Annotated in this window: 16 protein-coding genes; 8 read left to right on the top strand and 8 right to left on the bottom strand. The window is 69.5% G+C overall.

Annotation, left to right across the window (positions count from 1 at the left end; translation table 11 throughout):
* Positions 1-35: 35 nt before the first annotated feature.
* Together ACLBW1_RS06985 and ACLBW1_RS06980 are read right to left on the bottom strand one after the other, a co-directional pair.
* Positions 36-1,154, bottom strand: a complete 1,119-nt coding sequence (locus ACLBW1_RS06985) for an aminotransferase-like domain-containing protein (RefSeq protein WP_447810915.1) — start codon at positions 1,152-1,154, stop codon at positions 36-38.
* A 193-nt stretch (positions 1,155-1,347) separates the two neighbouring features.
* On the bottom strand, positions 1,348-2,784 hold the full coding sequence (locus ACLBW1_RS06980) for an NAD(P)H-quinone dehydrogenase (RefSeq protein ID WP_447810914.1): 1,437 nt from the start codon (positions 2,782-2,784) through the stop codon (positions 1,348-1,350).
* 158 nt (positions 2,785-2,942) lie between these two features.
* Here ACLBW1_RS06980 and ACLBW1_RS06975 point away from each other — a divergent pair, with 158 nt between their 5' ends.
* Both ACLBW1_RS06975 and ACLBW1_RS06970 read left to right on the top strand, forming a co-directional pair.
* Positions 2,943-3,428, top strand: a complete 486-nt coding sequence (locus ACLBW1_RS06975; RefSeq protein ID WP_447810913.1) for a gamma-glutamylcyclotransferase — start codon at positions 2,943-2,945, stop codon at positions 3,426-3,428.
* 179 nt (positions 3,429-3,607) lie between these two features.
* A complete protein-coding gene (locus ACLBW1_RS06970; RefSeq protein ID WP_447810911.1) occupies positions 3,608-3,883 on the top strand; it encodes a hypothetical protein in 276 nt (91 codons plus the stop codon).
* A 68-nt stretch (positions 3,884-3,951) separates the two neighbouring features.
* Here ACLBW1_RS06970 and ACLBW1_RS06965 read toward each other — a convergent pair whose 3' ends face one another.
* Together ACLBW1_RS06965 and ACLBW1_RS06960 are read right to left on the bottom strand one after the other, a co-directional pair.
* Entirely contained in the window at positions 3,952-5,109 is a 1,158-nt protein-coding gene (locus tag ACLBW1_RS06965; protein ID WP_447810910.1) for an amidohydrolase, read from the bottom strand.
* Positions 5,109-5,792, bottom strand: coding sequence for an enoyl-CoA hydratase/isomerase family protein (locus tag ACLBW1_RS06960; RefSeq protein WP_447810909.1), 684 nt, complete (start codon positions 5,790-5,792; stop codon positions 5,109-5,111). The genes ACLBW1_RS06965 and ACLBW1_RS06960 overlap by 1 nt, the downstream gene beginning before the upstream one ends.
* Before the next feature lie 55 nt (positions 5,793-5,847).
* Here ACLBW1_RS06960 and ACLBW1_RS06955 point away from each other — a divergent pair, with 55 nt between their 5' ends.
* From ACLBW1_RS06955 to ACLBW1_RS06945, 3 genes are read left to right on the top strand one after another with little or no spacing between them, the layout of a single operon-like run.
* A complete protein-coding gene (locus tag ACLBW1_RS06955) occupies positions 5,848-6,690 on the top strand; it encodes a purine-nucleoside phosphorylase (RefSeq protein WP_447810908.1) in 843 nt (280 codons plus the stop codon).
* Positions 6,691-6,710: 20 nt separating this feature from the next.
* On the top strand, positions 6,711-8,357 hold the full coding sequence (locus ACLBW1_RS06950; protein WP_447810907.1) for a phospho-sugar mutase: 1,647 nt from the start codon (positions 6,711-6,713) through the stop codon (positions 8,355-8,357).
* Positions 8,354-9,154, top strand: coding sequence for an ABC transporter ATP-binding protein (locus ACLBW1_RS06945; RefSeq protein WP_447810905.1), 801 nt, complete (start codon positions 8,354-8,356; stop codon positions 9,152-9,154). The genes ACLBW1_RS06950 and ACLBW1_RS06945 overlap by 4 nt, the downstream gene beginning before the upstream one ends.
* Here the strand turns inward: ACLBW1_RS06945 and upp are convergent.
* Complete coding sequence (gene upp / locus ACLBW1_RS06940; RefSeq protein ID WP_447810904.1) at positions 9,136-9,759, bottom strand: uracil phosphoribosyltransferase; 624 nt, start codon at positions 9,757-9,759, stop codon at positions 9,136-9,138. The two genes, ACLBW1_RS06945 and upp, sit on opposite strands and share 19 nt — an antisense overlap.
* Before the next feature lie 104 nt (positions 9,760-9,863).
* Here upp and ACLBW1_RS06935 point away from each other — a divergent pair, with 104 nt between their 5' ends.
* From ACLBW1_RS06935 to ACLBW1_RS06925, 3 genes are all read left to right on the top strand, one after another.
* Positions 9,864-10,169 carry a type VII secretion target gene (locus ACLBW1_RS06935; protein WP_447810903.1) on the top strand — a complete coding sequence of 102 codons (306 nt, stop codon included), beginning with the start codon at positions 9,864-9,866 and terminating at the stop codon, positions 10,167-10,169.
* Positions 10,166-11,248, top strand: coding sequence for a C40 family peptidase (locus ACLBW1_RS06930; protein ID WP_447810902.1), 1,083 nt, complete (start codon positions 10,166-10,168; stop codon positions 11,246-11,248). The genes ACLBW1_RS06935 and ACLBW1_RS06930 overlap by 4 nt, the downstream gene beginning before the upstream one ends.
* Positions 11,249-11,336: 88 nt before the next feature.
* Positions 11,337-12,623 carry a primosomal protein gene (locus tag ACLBW1_RS06925; protein WP_447810901.1) on the top strand — a complete coding sequence of 429 codons (1,287 nt, stop codon included), beginning with the start codon at positions 11,337-11,339 and terminating at the stop codon, positions 12,621-12,623.
* Positions 12,624-12,645: 22 nt separating this feature from the next.
* Here ACLBW1_RS06925 and ACLBW1_RS06920 read toward each other — a convergent pair whose 3' ends face one another.
* Genes ACLBW1_RS06920 through ACLBW1_RS06910 form a run of 3 tightly spaced genes read right to left on the bottom strand, consistent with a single transcriptional unit; the run spans position 12,646 to position 15,538 of the window.
* Positions 12,646-13,791, bottom strand: a complete 1,146-nt coding sequence (locus ACLBW1_RS06920) for an adenosine deaminase (protein ID WP_447810900.1) — start codon at positions 13,789-13,791, stop codon at positions 12,646-12,648.
* Positions 13,788-15,116, bottom strand: coding sequence for a thymidine phosphorylase (locus tag ACLBW1_RS06915; protein ID WP_447810899.1), 1,329 nt, complete (start codon positions 15,114-15,116; stop codon positions 13,788-13,790). The genes ACLBW1_RS06920 and ACLBW1_RS06915 overlap by 4 nt, the downstream gene beginning before the upstream one ends.
* Positions 15,113-15,538 carry a cytidine deaminase gene (locus ACLBW1_RS06910; RefSeq protein ID WP_447810898.1) on the bottom strand — a complete coding sequence of 142 codons (426 nt, stop codon included), beginning with the start codon at positions 15,536-15,538 and terminating at the stop codon, positions 15,113-15,115. Before ACLBW1_RS06910 ends, ACLBW1_RS06915 begins: the two co-directional genes overlap by 4 nt.
* Positions 15,539-15,744: the final 206 nt, after the last annotated feature.

Raw genomic sequence — 15,744 nt, 5'->3', positions numbered from 1 at the left:
CCTGACGAGATGATCCGGCGAGCGGGCACCTCACTCTAACCAGCGGTCACCACGGCGTGCAGACGGCTCGCGGCGGTGTACAGCTCCTCGCTCGACAGCGTCGCGAAACTCAGGCGGAGCCGGTCGGAGAGGCGGCGGTGCACCGAGAATGCCTGTCCCGGAACGAATGCCACACCATGGTCGACCGCCCGGTCGAGCAGGCTCCCGGTGTCGACACCGGGCAATCGCGCCCAGCAGAACATGCCGCCGTCGGGCCGCGACACCTCGATCGCGTCGCCGAAGGCGTCGTCGAGAGCCGTGACCAGGGCGTGCGCGCGTTCGCCGTAGGCCCGAGCGACCCTGGCGGTGTGTCCGGCCAACCAGTCCGTGTCGTCGAGCAGGTCGCCGACCACGCCCTGACACAGGGCCGAACCGCACAGGTCCGCGCTCTGCCGGAGACGTTCGACGAGGGTCACCACCTCCTGCGGCGCGATCAGCCACCCGACGCGCAATGCGGGCGCAAGGATCTTCGACGCCGAGCCGAGGGTGATCACCCGGTCGCCGAAGGTGCGTGTCGGCGGGGGCGCGACACCACGGAAACGGAGGCGGCTGTACGGATCGTCGTCGATGACCCAGAACCCGTAACGGTCGGCCAGTTCGGCGAGCGCGCGGCGACGGTCCGAATCCGCGCTCACGCCCGCGGGATTGTGAAATGCGGTGACGGTGTGCACGATCGTCGGTCGCAGCCCGTCGGCACACCACCTCGCGAGCAGTTCCACATCGACACCGCCGTCGGTCAGCGGTAGGCCACGGAGATCGGCGCCGACCGACGCGAAGACCTGCATGGCGCCCACGTACACCGGGTCGTCGACGACGACCACGTCTCCCGGGTCGACGAGAGCCAGGGCGAGGAGCGAGAGCGCCTGCTGGGAACCATGGGTGACGAGAACCTGATCGGCGTTCACGGCCTCCTGGCGTGCAATCGACTCGCGGGTGCGGCGCAAACCGGCACTTGCGGTGTACTGCAGAAGATCTCGCTGGCCGAGTGCGGCGGCGGTGGCGTGGGCGATCCGTTCGGCAGGGATCAGCTCGGTCGCGGGCAGTCCGCCGGCCATGCTGAGCACGCCAGGCGATTCGGTGAGCCGCAGCAGGTCGCGGATGGCCGATCCGGGCACGGCGGCAGCCGAACGCGACGGGTGGACAGACGGTGTAGCGATGGAGGAGGGGGAAGACACGGCGCACTCCGACAGGGGCGAGAAGAGTCGGTGATGCGTGTGGTCACCTTGAAGGGGTGGGGATGTCCCGTCGACGACGGTACGCTCACCTCGCCAGAAAATGGAACACATTTCCCACCATGCGGAATCTGCGTCAGTCGAGGTCGTCGTGGCGGATCAGCTGTCGCGCCGCCTCGGTCACCGAACCGGTGAGTGAGGGATACACCGAGAACGTCTGCGCGAGATCGTTGACGGGCAACTTGTTCTGCACGGCGAGCGCGATGGGGAGGATGAGCTCGGATGCGTTGGGCGCCACCACGACACCACCGATCACGACACCGGTCGCAGGTCGACAGAAGATCTTCACGAACCCACGACGCAGGCCACTCATCTTCGCGCGCGGGTTGGTCGCGAGTGGCAACATCACCGTCCGGGCGGGATACTCGCCGTCGTCGATGGCCTGCTGGGTCACGCCGACGGTCGCGATCTCGGGGCGCGTGAAGATGGCGGACGCCACGGTCTTCAGCTTGATCGGCACGACACCCTCGCCGAGCGCGTGGTACATCGCGATACGTCCCTGCATCGCGGCGACCGAGGCCAGGGGCAGCAGTCCGGTGCAGTCGCCGGCCGCGTAAACACCCGACGCGCCGGTGCGGGACACCCGGTCGACCGACAGGTAACCGCCGGGCGAGAGTTCGACCCCGACCTTGTCGAGCCCGAGGTTCTCGGTGTTGGGCACCGACCCGACCGTCATCAGGACGTGCGATCCGCTGATCACCCGGCCGTCGGCGAGGTGGACGTCGACACCGTCGTCGGTGCGCTTCACCGCATCGGCGCGCGCGTGCTTGATGAGCGTGACGCCGCGTTCGGCGAGAACGTCCTCGAGGACCAGCGCCGCGTCCTCGTCCTCACCGGGCAGCACCCGGTCGCGGCTGGAGACCAGCGTCACCTGTACGCCGAGCTCGGTGTAGGCGTGCACGAACTCGGCCCCGGTCACCCCGGACCCGACGACCACGAGGTGTTCGGGCAGTTCCTCGAGGTCGTAGAGCTGGCGCCAGGTGAGGATGCGCTCGCCGTCGGGCTGGGCCGAGGGCAGCACGCGCGGTGAGGCCCCGGTCGCGATGAGGACCACGTCGGCGGAGATGGTCTGCTCGGCACCGTCGGCAGGGCCGTCCTCGCCCGTCTCATCTGCGCCGACCGGGGTGACGATCACGGTGTGGGTCGACATGCCGGTCTCGGCGTCGCCGAGCCTGCCGCGTCCGGCGATCACCGTCACGCCCTCGCTGAGCAGTCGCGACCGGATGTCGGCGGACTGCGCGTAGGCCAGGTCACGTACCCGCTGGTGGATCTGCGGGAGGGAGACGACGGCGTCGTCGTGTTGGAGGTTGATACCGAGGTCGACCGCTCGCCGCACCTCGGTGCGGATACCGGTCGAGGCGATGAAGGTCTTCGACGGGACGCAATCCCACAGCACGCACGCACCGCCGATGCCGTCGGCGTCGATCACCGTGACCTCGGCGCCGTACGCCGCGGCCACCAGGGCCGCTTCGTATCCGGCCGGTCCGCCGCCGATGATCGCGATGGTCGTCACGTGTGCATCACTCCTGCATCTAGAACCGACGCTGTCCGCAACGTCGGGCTTTTCCCGCCTGCCCCAGAACCTAGTCGATAGGGCACCACGGTTCGATCCGTGACGACTTCGCCGACCGCGCCCTGTCCCGTGCGGAGGGGACCATCTAGGCTTTCGCCGTGCCGATTTACGCCGCGTACGGGTCGAACATGCATCCGGACCAGATGATGGAACGCGCCCCGCACTCCCCCATGGCCGGCACCGGCTGGCTCAACGGGTGGCGGCTCACCTTCGGTGGCGGCGACATCGGCTGGGAGGGCGCTCTCGCGACGGTCACCGAGGACAAGTCCGATCCCGACGCGCGCGTGTTCGTCGTCCTCTACGACGTCACGCCCGAGGACGAGAGCTCCCTCGACAGCTGGGAGGGATCCGAGCTCGGGATCCACCGCAAGATCCGCGCACGCATCGACACCGCCGACGGCGCCGTGCTCGCCTGGCTGTACGTGCTCGACGCCTTCGAGGGAGGGCTGCCCTCGGCGCGGTACCTGGGGGTGATGGCGGAGGCCGCCGAGATCGCCGGCGCACCCGCCGACTACGTCCACGCCCTGCGCGTCCGCGACGCCCGCAACGTCGGTCCCGGCCCCGGGGAGAGCTTCAACACCTGAGTCGGTGCCCTCGCCGGCGCTGTTCTCGTCCACGCGACGGCGACGCAGGTCGCGTGGCCGCCGAGGTCGGCAACGAACTGGCCGTGATCATCGATCTCGATGAGACCGTCGTGGCCTCCGTCAGGTGACCGGCCACCGACAGCCAGGCGTCCACAGGCGATCTCCGATATGGAGGTGAGATGCGCAGTACATCAAGGCTTTTCGACGAGACCGACGTGGTGATGACCGGCGTATGGACTCCGGACTCCGGAGTCTCCATCACCAACAGTGAACTCCCGCAACAGTGGCACGATGCGCTCTCACGGATCGGTCGTGACCTCCGGATACGCCATGTCAACGGATCGATCGAACACATCGAATTCGAGGCCGTGCATGATCGACACGCCGACCACGTGTGGCTGTCGAGCAACGTGACCCCACTCGGCGGAACACCTCGAGGGCTCGCCCGGCGGTGATCGCCGGCGTGGCGACATGGACCGGCCGCGACGGCGAACGAGCACCGATCGGGTCGCTGCGCGCGGGATCAGGCAGCCGGAGCGCCGAGAACGAGTCCGGCCAGTGTCCGCACACCGACGGCTAGGGCGCGCTCGTCGAGATCGAAGTTCGGCTGGTGTAGATCCACCTGTGCGCCGACCCCGCTCCAGACGCCGAGACGTCCCATCGACCCCGGCACGTGCTCGAGGTACCACGAGAAGTCCTCACCGCCACCGGATTGTGCGGTGTCGGCGACGGTGTCGGGACCCACGGCGTCGGCGCTGCGCCGCAACATCTCGGTGGCCTCGGGATCGTTGACCACCGGCGGCACGCCGCGGTGATAGTTCAGCTCGTGGCGTACCCCGAGCGGGGTGAGGAGACCCGTGATGACCTCGGTCACCAGCGGTTCGAGCAGTGCCCACGTCGCGTGATCGCCGGTGCGGACCGTGCCGCGGAGACGTCCCTCCTGCGGGATGGCGTTGGCGGCGTTGCCCGCATGGGCCGACCCCCACACCATGACCGTCCCGGTGCGCGGATCGATCCGTCGCGACAGCACCGCGGGCAGGCCGGTGATGACCGTTCCCATCGCGTGCACCAGATCGCCGGTGAGGTGGGGCCGCGAGGTGTGGCCACCGGGCGAGTGCAGCTGCAGATCGATGTGGTCGGCGGCGGAGGTGATGGGCCCGACGCGCAGCCCCACCTTGCCGACCTCGAGCTTCGGGTCGCAGTGCAGGGCGAAGAAACGTGAGATGCCCTGGGTGACACCGGCTTCGACGGCATCGCGTGCGCCACCGGGCATCACCTCCTCTGCGGCCTGGAACACCAGACGCACGCCGACCGGCAGATCACCGGCGGCCGCGAGGATCTTTGCGACCGCGACGAGGATCGCGGTGTGGGCGTCGTGGCCACAGGAATGGGAGACACCGTCGATGGTGGAGGTGAACGGCAGTCCTGTGCGTTCGGCGATCGGCAGGGCATCCATGTCGGCGCGGAGGGCGATCCGGGGCCCGGCCGGACCGAGGTCGCAGACGACACCGGTGCCCAACGGCAACCGCTGAGGCCGCAGACCGACGCCGGTCAGCTCGGCCATCACGAACTCGGTGGTGCGGTGTTCCTGGCGGGACAGTTCGGGATGCGCGTGCAGATCCCGCCGCCACCCGATCATCTCGTTCTCGTGCGCGGCGAGCCAGGCGTCGACGAGATCCATCACGACGTCTGCGGCGCGAGGTCGGCGAGCAGCGCCCGACGCATCCCCTTCTTGATGGCGACGAGGTTGGCGCCGGCAAAGGCTGTGCGTTCGGTGGCGACGGCCCGGGCCCGGGCGAGCAACTCCTCGACCTCGACGGCCTCCTCGACGATCCCGAGCTGCGCAGACTCCGACCCGCCGTAACGACGGCCCGTCGTCATCGCCTCGGTGCGGACCGACTCGGGCAACCGTTCGTGCAGCAGTGACGCCATCCCGAGTGGGAAGGGCATCCCCAGCGCCACCTCGGGCAGCGACCAGTACCCGCGCTCGGTGCGCATGATGCGGTGGTCGGCGCACACCGCGAGCATCGCGCCGGCACCGAACGCGTGGCCGTTGATCGCGGCCACGGTGGCGACGGGCAGCGTCAGCACTCGCGCGTAGATGCCATGGACACTGTCGATGTAGCCGCCGAGCTTCGTCGGATCGGCGACCTCGGCGATCTCGAGCCCGTTGCTGAAGAACTTCCCGGTGGCGGTGATCACCAGCGCCCCGGTCCCGTCGTTCTCGACGGTGTCGAGCAGGTCGTTCATCTGCGCGATCCACGGGCCGGCGAACCGGTTCTCCGGGTTGTCCGGATCCAGTTCGGATCCCTCGGCACCCAGGTAGAGCTCCCAGATGTCATCGGTGCGGGTCAGATACGGCATCGCATGACCATATCCTCCCGCCGCACCGCGGTCGGTGCCGATCTACCCTCGACCCATGAGCAGCGGACACGCGTCCGGCGACCCCGTCGGCGACCACGACCCGACCGTGGACCCCACGGCCGCAGCGAACGCGGCAGCCGCGGTGATCGGCGAACACACCGGCGCGGCCACACACGACGTGGCGGTCGTCCTGGGTTCGGGATGGGCCCCGGCGGCCGACGCCCTCGGCTCCCCCGTCGCGACCCTCGCCATGGCCGACCTGCCGGGTTTCACGACACCGAGCGCAGCCGGGCACTCAGGCCTCGTCCACTCGGTGCGGATCGGTTCCCGTTCGGTGCTCGTCCTGCTCGGACGCACCCACGCGTACGAGGGCAATCCGCCGGCCCGCGTGGTGCACGCGGTGCGGACCGCTGCCGCCACCGGGGCCGGGACGGTCGTGCTCACCAACGCCGCGGGCGGGCTGCGCGCCGACATGTCGGTCGGGCAACCGGTGCTGATCAGCGATCACCTGAACTTGACCGCGAGATCACCACTGGCGGGTGCGCAATTCGTCGACCTCGTCGACGCGTACTCGCCTCGGCTGCGCGAGATCGCCCGTGGCGTGCGCGGCGACCTCGCCGACGGTGTGTACGCGGGGCTGCCCGGCCCGCACTACGAGACCCCCGCCGAGATCCGGATGCTGCGCACCATGGGCGCCGACCTCGTCGGCATGTCGACCGTGCACGAGACCATCGCCGCCCGCGCCGCAGGCATGGAGGTACTGGGCATGTCATTGGTCACGAACCTCGCCGCGGGTATCACCGGTGAGCCACTCGACCACACCGAGGTCCTCGACGTCGGTCGTCGCTCGGCCGGCGAGATGGGCGTCCTGCTGGCGCAGGTCATCGAACGATTGTGACCTCGACGCATCCGGCGGACGTGAGGAAGTGGATCGCGGCCGATCCCGACCCGGTGACCCGTGCCGAACTCGCCGCCCTCGACGCGACGTCGCTGTCACAGCGCTTCGCCGACCGTCTGCATTTCGGGACCGCCGGACTGCGCGGACCGGTGCGCGGCGGTCCCGACGGGATGAACCGACTCGTCGTCATCCAGACCACCACCGCCCTCGCGGGATGGCTGAACGACGCCGGTCACGCCGGAGGTGTGGTCGTGGTGGGGCACGACGCGCGCCACGGGTCACATGCCTTCGCCGCCGACGCCGCGGGCGTGCTGCGCCGGCACGGCTTCGACGTCATCGCCTTTCCGACACCGGTTCCCACCCCTGTCGTAGCGTTCACCACCCGTCGGTGTGCCGCGGTCGCCGGGGTGATGATCACCGCGTCGCACAACCCGCCCGCCGACAACGGGTACAAGGTCTATCTCGGCGGCGGACCGATGGATGCAGGTGCGCAGATCATCCCGCCGGTCGACGCCGAGATCGAGGCACGCATCGCGAGAATCGACGTCGGTGCGCTGATGACGCCCACCGCCGCGGCGTCGGTGGACGACCCGCGCACCGTCGACGCGATCGCGGACTACCTGTCGCGGCTGCATGACCGACACGGTTACCGCACATCGACTCTGCGCGTGGCGTTGACGCCGATGCACGGGGTCGGAGGTGATCTCGCGCTGCGCGCGTTGGCCGGCGCGGGCATCACCGACGTCATGGTCGTCGAGGAACAGTTCGCCCCCGATCCCGACTTCCCCACCGTCGCCTTCCCGAACCCCGAGGAGCCCGGTGCGGCCGACCTGGTGCTGGGCCTTGCCCGCCGTGTCGACGCCGACATCGCCATCGCTCTCGATCCCGACGCGGATCGGTGTGCTGTCGGCGCCGTCGTCGACGGTGCGTGGCGGATGCTGACCGGCGACGAGACGGGCGCCCTGCTCGCGACCGAGGCACTGTCACGACATTCGTCGACCGACGCCGGGGACGGCACACCTCTGGTGGCGACGACCATCGTCTCGAGCACCCTGCTCAGCCGGATCGCCGACGCCGCGGGCGCGCGCCACACCCGCACCCTCACCGGGTTCAAGTGGCTGGTCCGCGCCGGCGAGGGCCTGCGATACGCCTACGAGGAGGCGATCGGTCACTGCGTCGATCCCGACGCCGTACGCGACAAGGACGGTATCGGCGCAGCGATCGCGCTCGCGGTGATCGCACACGAGCGACGCAGCGCCGGAACGGATTTCGGTGCGGCCCTCGACGAGGTGTTCACACGACACGGCGTCCATCGCACCGGCCAGGTCTCGATCCGCGCCGACAGCGCGGACGAGATCACGGCCATCATGTCCCGGCTGCGCACGCGCCCCCCGACGACGCTGTGCGACGTCACCGTCGCCCGGACCGACTACGCCACGCGCGCCGATCATCTGCGCACCGATGCCGTCGAACTCACCGGCCATGCCGACGACCACGACATCCGTGTCATCGTCCGACCGTCGGGCACCGAGCCGAAGGTCAAGTTCTACCTCGAGGTCGTCGTCGCAGCGGGTGGCCCGGCACGCCTCGGCGACGACAAGCGTCGCGCCGACGCCCTGCTCACCGATCTGCGGCTGGCCGCGCGAGAACTGGGTGATCCCCGGTGAGCGGTCCGGTCGTCGCGGTGTCGGGTGTCGACGTGGTCCGCGGCGGACGTTTCCTGTTGCACGACATATCGCTCGAGGTCCACGCCGGTGAACACTGGGCGCTGCTCGGACCGAACGGCGCGGGCAAGTCGACGCTGCTGCACATCCTGGGCGCGTTCGGGCACCCCACCCGCGGCACGGTGGACGTGCTCGGGGCGCGACTCGGGCGTGTCGACATGCGAGAGTTGCGGACCCACATCGGCCATGTCGACCCACGGCACCGTCTCGACGTGCCGCTGCCGGTACACGACGTGGTGCTCACCGGCCTGACCAACACCCCCGAGCTCGATCACCGGCGCACCTACACCCCCGCCGACCACGAGCGCGCCGACGACCTGCTCGCCATCCTGGGCATGGCGGACCGACACGAACTGCGCTGGACCACGATGAGTCAGGGCGAGCGGGGACGCACCCTCGTCGCCCGTGCCCTCATGGCGCAACCGTCGCTGCTGCTGCTCGACGAACCGGCCACCGGCCTCGATCTCGCCGCCCGCGAGCAGCTCCTCGCCGGGATCGATCAACTCCGTTCCCAGGTCACCGATCTCGCGAGCATCCTGGTCACCCACCACCTCGAGGACCTCCCGACGTCGACGTCGCATGCGCTGCTGCTGCGCGACGGCCGAAGCGTGGTGCAGGGGCCGGTCGAGGATTCCCTGACCTCGGCGACGATCACCGAGTGTTTCGCGCATCCGGTCGAGCTGCGCCGCACCGACGGACGATGGTCGGCCACCTCACCGGGTCAGCGCGGACCGAACTGACGGTCGCCGGCGTCGCCTAGGCCGGGGACGATGTAGGCGTCGGAGTTGAGGCCGTCGTCGACAGCCGCGGTGATCAGCCTGATCGGGTGCCCCGACTCCTCCAGTGTGGCAACGCCTTCGGGGGCGGCGACGACACACACCGCGGTCACGTCGACCGCGCCACGCTGGCGCAACAGGTCGATCGTATGCAGCATCGAGCCGCCGGTCGCCAACATGGGGTCGAGGACGAACACCGGGGTCTGCGAGAGATCCGCGGGTAGTGACTCCAGGTACGGGACCGGCTGATGCGTCGTCTCGTCACGGGCGATCCCGACGAAGCCGACGTTCGATTCGGGCACCATCGCGTGGGCCTGCTCCACCATGCCCAACCCGGCCCGCAGCACCGGTACCAGGAGCGGCGGGTTGGCCAGCCGAGTACCCACCGTGTCGGCGACCGGCGTCGTGATCGGCACGTCGGCGACCTCGGCCGACGCCAGTGCCTCGTAGATCAGCATCTGGGTGAGGTCGGCGAGCGCCCCGCGGAACGACGCGTTGTCGGTGCGTCGATCACGCAGGGTGGTGAGTCGAGCTCGGGCCAGTGGGTGGTCGACGACCGTCACGTCCATGGGGCGATCCTAGAGCCGTCGCACTCACGAACCGAGGTCCACCGGGAACCGGACGACCAGAGATCCGCGGGAACCGCCCGCGCCATCACCGCGTCGTAGTGGGCATGAACTCCCTATCGGTCACCCCGGATGCACTGTCGCAGTTACACCAGACCGTCAGCGCGCTCGCCGCGTCGGTCGTCGCGCCCCACGCCGCGGTCGCCGCGATGGCGCCGCTCGCCGTCACCGTCGGCCCCATCGGGGCCGAGTTCCTCGAGGCCGTTCGCGACACGGCCACCCGGCACACGACATCGGTGGCCGATCACGGCCGTCGGCTCGCACTGATGGCCGCGGCCGTCGAGGCGACGCGGGTGACCTACCTGAGCACCGATGCCGATTCGGCACAATCCATCGGCGGCACCCTCGCATGACGAGCCCGATCGATCTCCTGGCCACACCGATTCGCACCCTGTTGGCGTCGGTGGGCACCGGTGACATCCCCGGCGCCGATCCCGCGACGGAACTGCGCGACTGCTGCTGCCGTCTCGAGCGGTCGTCGCGCGAACTGGAGGGGGCCACACAGAAGGCGTTGCCGCAGTGGCGGTCACCAGCGGCCGATGCGGCCGAGCAGACGATCGGGGCGCACCGGCGCCACGGCAGGCAACTCGCCGACGACAGTGCCGACGCCGCCGACCTCATCGACGAGGGCCGCGCCGAGGTCGCCGCGGCCGCCCGGGAGCTACGGACCGTCCTCGACTCCTTCGTCAGCGCGGCCGACGCCCTCGGACCGTCGGTGTACACACCGAACGGTGTCGCCGCGCTGATCCCGGTCGCCGTGCAGCACCTCCAGCGCGCACTCGCGGTGGTGCGGCGCACCCACGATCGCCTCGCCGGGCTGGCCCGGCGCGCGCAACGCCTCGGACGGCACCCCGCTCCGGCGTCGACGCCCGACCTCACCGCACTGATGAAACAGGTGGGCAACTCCCCCGGACGACCGTCGGTGCGACCCTCGGGAAAGGCCGGCCGTCCCGGCGCCGCGTCCGGCGCCTCCACGCGATCGGCATCGGCCGGCGACATCCATCCGACCGCTCCCGCCGGTCGTCCACCCACGCCCGGCGCGGTGCCCGTCACGCTGCCCGACGGGTCGGTGGCGTGGGCCCCGAACCAGCGCGCCGCCACCGCCGTTCGGGCAGCGCTCGGTCAGCGTGGGGTCCCGTACAGCTGGGGTGGCACCACACCGGGTCGCGGACTGGACTGCAGCGCTCTGACCCAGTACGCCTACCGCCAGGCCGGGGTCGAGCTGCCTCGGCTGGCCCAGGACCAGGACACGGCGGGGTTCCGCGTGGATCGATCCGAGCTGTTACCGGGTGATCTCGCCGTCTGGTCGGGGCACGTCGCGATGATCGTCGGGAACGGCCAGATGATCGAGGCCGGCGATCCGGTCGGGCTGTCACCCATACGCACCACGAACCTCGATCAGACCTTCGAGGGCTTCTACCGCCCGCGGTGATCGGGCATCCGGCGCGAACACGACGCACACGCGATGTTCACCAGGGCACGTGGTCACTCATCAGAATCGGTGGCTAGGCTTCGTTCCCATGGCCGGAGACATCGTACCGATCGAACTCGGATTGACCGACGGGAACGCCTTCACCCTGTGGGCGCCTCGGTGGCGTGAGGGTGATGACGAGTGGGAGGCCTTCCTCGGGCTCGACGAGGACCTCTACGGATTCGGCGATGTCGCCCACCTCGTGGCGTTCATCCGCACCAACGACGACAACGATCTCGTCGAACACCCCGCCTGGGAGACCGTGGTCGGCCTGCAGGCGGAAGAGCTGGTGCCCGCCGAGGACAAGTCCTACGACCTGATCGGAGTCCCCGAACTCGCGTCCGAGGATCCCTCGCCCGAGGTGATCGCCGAACTCGAGGACGTCCTCGAGATCGTGCGCATCATCGGTGAGGTCTGTGAACTCACCACCGTCACGAAGTTCTTCAACGGCAACCCGATCCTGGGTGCGGTCACCACCGGCACGCGCAACTTCATCGGCAAGGAAGGCCAGGAGCTGTGGGGGCGCATCGGCGGCCTCATCGACAAGCACTGGGACGACGTCGTCGACGCCATCGACGACGTGATCTCGACACCGGATGTCGACCCGTCGGCGGTGTCGGTCGCCGAAGCCGAGCTCGAGGCGGCGGCGAGCGCCGAGGACGAGGACGAACCCGGCGAGGACGACGATGTCGAGATCGTCGCGCCCGGTGAGGATTCCGACGAGTCACCGTCGCGCGGCCGCCACGCCGCTGCCGCAGAGGTCGACGAGGACGATGACGATCTCGAGGACGACTTCTGGGCCGGGGTGGGCATCGACCCGATCCGCATCGTCACCGACGCCTCGGAGTACGTCACGCTGCGCTGCTACCTCGGTGACGACCCGATCTTCCTGGGCAAGGACGGATCGATCTACGTCTTCACGTCCGAGCGCGCGCTGGTGCGCTACCTCGCCGACAACGACGACCACGAGCTGTCGGAGGTGAGCACGTATCCGGAGATCCAGGTGGCCGCCACCGACGGATCACTCGAGGTCGATGTCTTCGACGAGAACGTCTACGTGCTCCCCGGCCTCGCCGAGGACATCAGCGACGGACCACGCCGGATCGATCGCAAGCAGCTCGAGCTCGCCGTCGAACTGCTCACCGACGCAGCCGACTTCGCCGACGACGACTCGGTGTCCGAGGCACTCGGCTCGACCACCCCGCTCGGGTGGTTCGTCAGCTACGCGATCAATCCCGACCCGAAGCGCCTGGCACCCAGCGGGCCGTTCGACAACGAGTCCGAGGCCTGGCGCGCACTGGTGCACGAACTCGAGGACCGTCTCACCGTGAAGTGACCGGTCCCGTCCTCGGGGTCGGTCAGCCGATCAGCACCGCGTAGCCGGGCTTGATCACATCGTCGATGAGCGCGAGACGCTCGTCGAAGTGCACGAACGCCGACTTCATCGCGTTGACGGTGAAGCGCTCGAAATCGGCCCAGCCGTAACCGAACTGGTTGTGCAGCGTGATGAACTCCTTGCTCATCGACGTGTCGCTCATCAGTCGGTTGTCGGTGTTGACCGTCACGCGGAATCGCAGACGCGCCAGCACGTTGAACGGGTGCTCGGCGATACTCGCCACCGCGCCGGTCTGCACGTTCGAGCTCGGGCACAATTCCAGTGGGATGCGCTTGTCACGCACGTAGTTCGCGATGACGCCCAGTTCCGCGTCGGCGAACTCGTGGGCGGCCAGATCGGTACCGGTGGGCAGCGTGATGTCATCGATCACCCGCACGCCGTGTCCCAGCCGATCCGTGCCGCAGAAGCTGATCGCCTCGTGGATGGAGGGCAGGCCGAAGGCCTCGCCCGCGTGGATCGTGAACGGCGCATTGTTGGCGCGCATGTACTCGAAGGCGTCGAGGTGTCGACTCGGCGGATAGCCGGCCTCGGCGCCGGCGATGTCGAAACCGACCACGCCGCGGTCGCGGAACCGCACGGCCAGTTCGGCGATCTCCCGCGAGCGCGCGGCGTGACGCATGGCGGTGACGAGGCAGCGGACCTCGATGCGGCGACCGGCCTCGGTCGCCTGCGCGGCGCCCTCGGCGAATCCGTCGAGGACGGCCTCGACCACCTCGTCGAGGCTCAATCCTGTGGTCAGGTGCTGCTCGGGGGCGAAACGGATCTCGGCGTAGACGACGCCGTCCACAGCGAGGTCGAGCGCGCACTCGCGAGCCACGCGCCGCAGTGCCGGGGCGGTCTGCATCACCGCGACCGTGTGGGTGAAGGTCTCGAGGTAACGCACCAGCGACCCACTGTCGGCGGACTCACGGAACCAACGGGCGAGTCCGTCGGCGTCGTCGGCGGGCAGCTCGGTGTAGCCGACCTCGTGGGCGAGTTCGAGGACCGTGGCCGGGCGCAGACCGCCGTCGAGATGGTCGTGCAACAACACCTTCGGGGCGAGCGCCACCGACGACAGATCCAACGCGGCGGGGGTGGACGGGGACGACGGGTCTGCGGCGGCGGTCATGACCCGACGGTAACCCGCTCGATGATCAGGGGCCCGCCGATCGTGGCCGACATCGCATCGCTGTCGTCGGTGCCCGCGGGATCGATGTCGACGGCGTCGACGAGGGCGGCGCGTGCGGCGTCGAGACGCTCGGGGGTCTGCGTCGCCAAGGTCATGATCGGTTGGCCGCGCCGGACACGATCACCGGGTACCACGTGCCAGCGCACCCCGGCCTCGGCCTGCACGGGCGCACCCTGGCGTGCGCGACCGGCCCCGAGGCGCCAGGCGGCCAGCCCGACGGCCATCGCGTCGAGCCGTGTCACGACGCCGTCGTCGACGGCGCGCACGTCCTCGGTGTGCTGAGCGATCGGCAGCGGGGCGTCGGGATCGCCGCCCTGCGCCGCGATCATCGACCGCCAGCTGTCCATCGCCCGCCCGTTGCCCAGGTGTTCTGCGGGATCGGCGTCGACTCCGGCCGCCGCGAGCATCTCCCGCGCGAGGGTGACGGTCAGCTCGACGACATCCGCCGGTCCACCGCCGGCGAGCACCTCCAGCGACTCCTCGACCTCGAGAGCGTTCCCTGCGGTCCGTCCCAGCGGAGTCGACATGGCCGTCAGCAGGGCCACCGTCGCAACACCCGAGTCGGCGCCGAGCGCGACCATGGTCTGTGCGAGCTCCCGGGCATCGTCGAGGGTCTTCATGAACGCACCGGTGCCGACCTTCACGTCGAGGACCAGGGCGCCGGTGCCCTCGGCGATCTTCTTGCTCATGATCGACGAGGCGATCAGAGGGATCGACTCGACGGTGCCCGTGACGTCTCGCAACGCGTAGAGCTTCTTGTCGGCCGGCGCGAGACCCGCACCCGCCGCGCAGACGACGGCGCCGACGTCGCGCAGCTGGGTCATCATCTCCTCGGTGGTGAGGTCCGCCCGCCAGCCGGGTATCGCCTCGAGCTTGTCGAGGGTGCCGCCGGTGTGACCGAGACCCCGGCCGGACAGCTGCGGCACCGCCACGCCGTAGGAGGCGACCAACGGCGCCAGCGGGAGGGTGATCTTGTCCCCCACACCCCCGGTCGAATGCTTGTCCACGGTCGGCACGGTGCGATCGCCCCGCCTCAGACCCGAGAAGTCCATCCGGTCGCCCGAGGCGATCATCGCCGCGGTCCACCGCGCGACCTCGCGGCGGTCCATCCCGCGCAGGAGGATCGCCATCGCGAGCGCCGACATCTGCTCGTCGGCGACCGCGCCCGTCGTGAAGGCGTCGACGACCCAGTCGATCTGCTCGTCGGTCAGGGAGCGCCCGTCACGTTTGGCCGCGATCACAGTCACCGCGTCGGGGACCGTCATGACTCCGTCGCCGGGTCGGTCGCGCGGCCGGCCGACAGGTCGTCGGGGCCGAACGCGTCGGGCAGCAAGGTGGCCAACGGACGAGGTCCCGCGCGGTGGTCGACGAGGAGATCGCCCCCGCCGTGCTCGAGCAGGATCTGCCGGCAGCGACCGCAGGGCATGAGGATCTGACCGCGCCGATCGACCACGCTGACGGCTCTCAGACGACCGCCACCGGTCCGGTGCAGGTCCGCGGCCAGGGAACACTCCGCGCAGATGCCGAGACCGTATGAGACATTCTCCACATTGCATCCGACGACGAAACGTCCGTCGGACGTGAGTGCGGCTGCCCCGACCGGGTAGTCCGAATAGGGCGCGTACGCCGTGTGCATGACGTCTTTCGCCTTCGTACGCAACAGGTTCCAGTCGATTTCGGCGGTCACCGTGGGCCCTCCCCGTCCGGCCTTCGCGCGGCGTCCGGGACGACTCCCGACGCCGAAATTCAAGTAAGGCAAGCCTTATTCACGAACATCGCCGTTCGCGCTTGGACTCATACCGATTCTTACCGCCGTCAGCTTAGGTTTAAAGTCGATGAGGTAGGTCGACGATCGAGCCGGAGCACGCCGGGTTCATCGCATCCACCGCCGAT

Source organism: Williamsia sp. M5A3_1d, from assembly GCF_053345315.1.
The sequence above is the reverse complement of the archived record's forward strand: the minus strand, read 5'-3'. Positions and strand labels throughout refer to the sequence as shown.

What these genes read in the sequence shown, in the direction of transcription:
- ACLBW1_RS06970 (WP_447810911.1), top strand. Translation starts at nt 3,608, where the DNA reads ATGCGCAGTACATCAAGGCTTTTCGACGAGACCGACGTGGTGATGACC.
- ACLBW1_RS06965 (WP_447810910.1), bottom strand. Translation starts at nt 5,109, where the DNA reads ATGGATCTCGTCGACGCCTGGCTCGCCGCGCACGAGAACGAGATGATC.
- ACLBW1_RS06960 (WP_447810909.1), bottom strand. Translation starts at nt 5,792, where the DNA reads ATGCCGTATCTGACCCGCACCGATGACATCTGGGAGCTCTACCTGGGT.
- ACLBW1_RS06955 (WP_447810908.1), top strand. Translation starts at nt 5,848, where the DNA reads ATGAGCAGCGGACACGCGTCCGGCGACCCCGTCGGCGACCACGACCCG.
- upp (WP_447810904.1), bottom strand. Translation starts at nt 9,759, where the DNA reads ATGGACGTGACGGTCGTCGACCACCCACTGGCCCGAGCTCGACTCACC.
- ACLBW1_RS06935 (WP_447810903.1), top strand. Translation starts at nt 9,864, where the DNA reads ATGAACTCCCTATCGGTCACCCCGGATGCACTGTCGCAGTTACACCAG.
- ACLBW1_RS06930 (WP_447810902.1), top strand. Translation starts at nt 10,166, where the DNA reads ATGACGAGCCCGATCGATCTCCTGGCCACACCGATTCGCACCCTGTTG.
- ACLBW1_RS06925 (WP_447810901.1), top strand. Translation starts at nt 11,337, where the DNA reads ATGGCCGGAGACATCGTACCGATCGAACTCGGATTGACCGACGGGAAC.
- ACLBW1_RS06920 (WP_447810900.1), bottom strand. Translation starts at nt 13,791, where the DNA reads ATGACCGCCGCCGCAGACCCGTCGTCCCCGTCCACCCCCGCCGCGTTG.
- ACLBW1_RS06915 (WP_447810899.1), bottom strand. Translation starts at nt 15,116, where the DNA reads ATGACGGTCCCCGACGCGGTGACTGTGATCGCGGCCAAACGTGACGGG.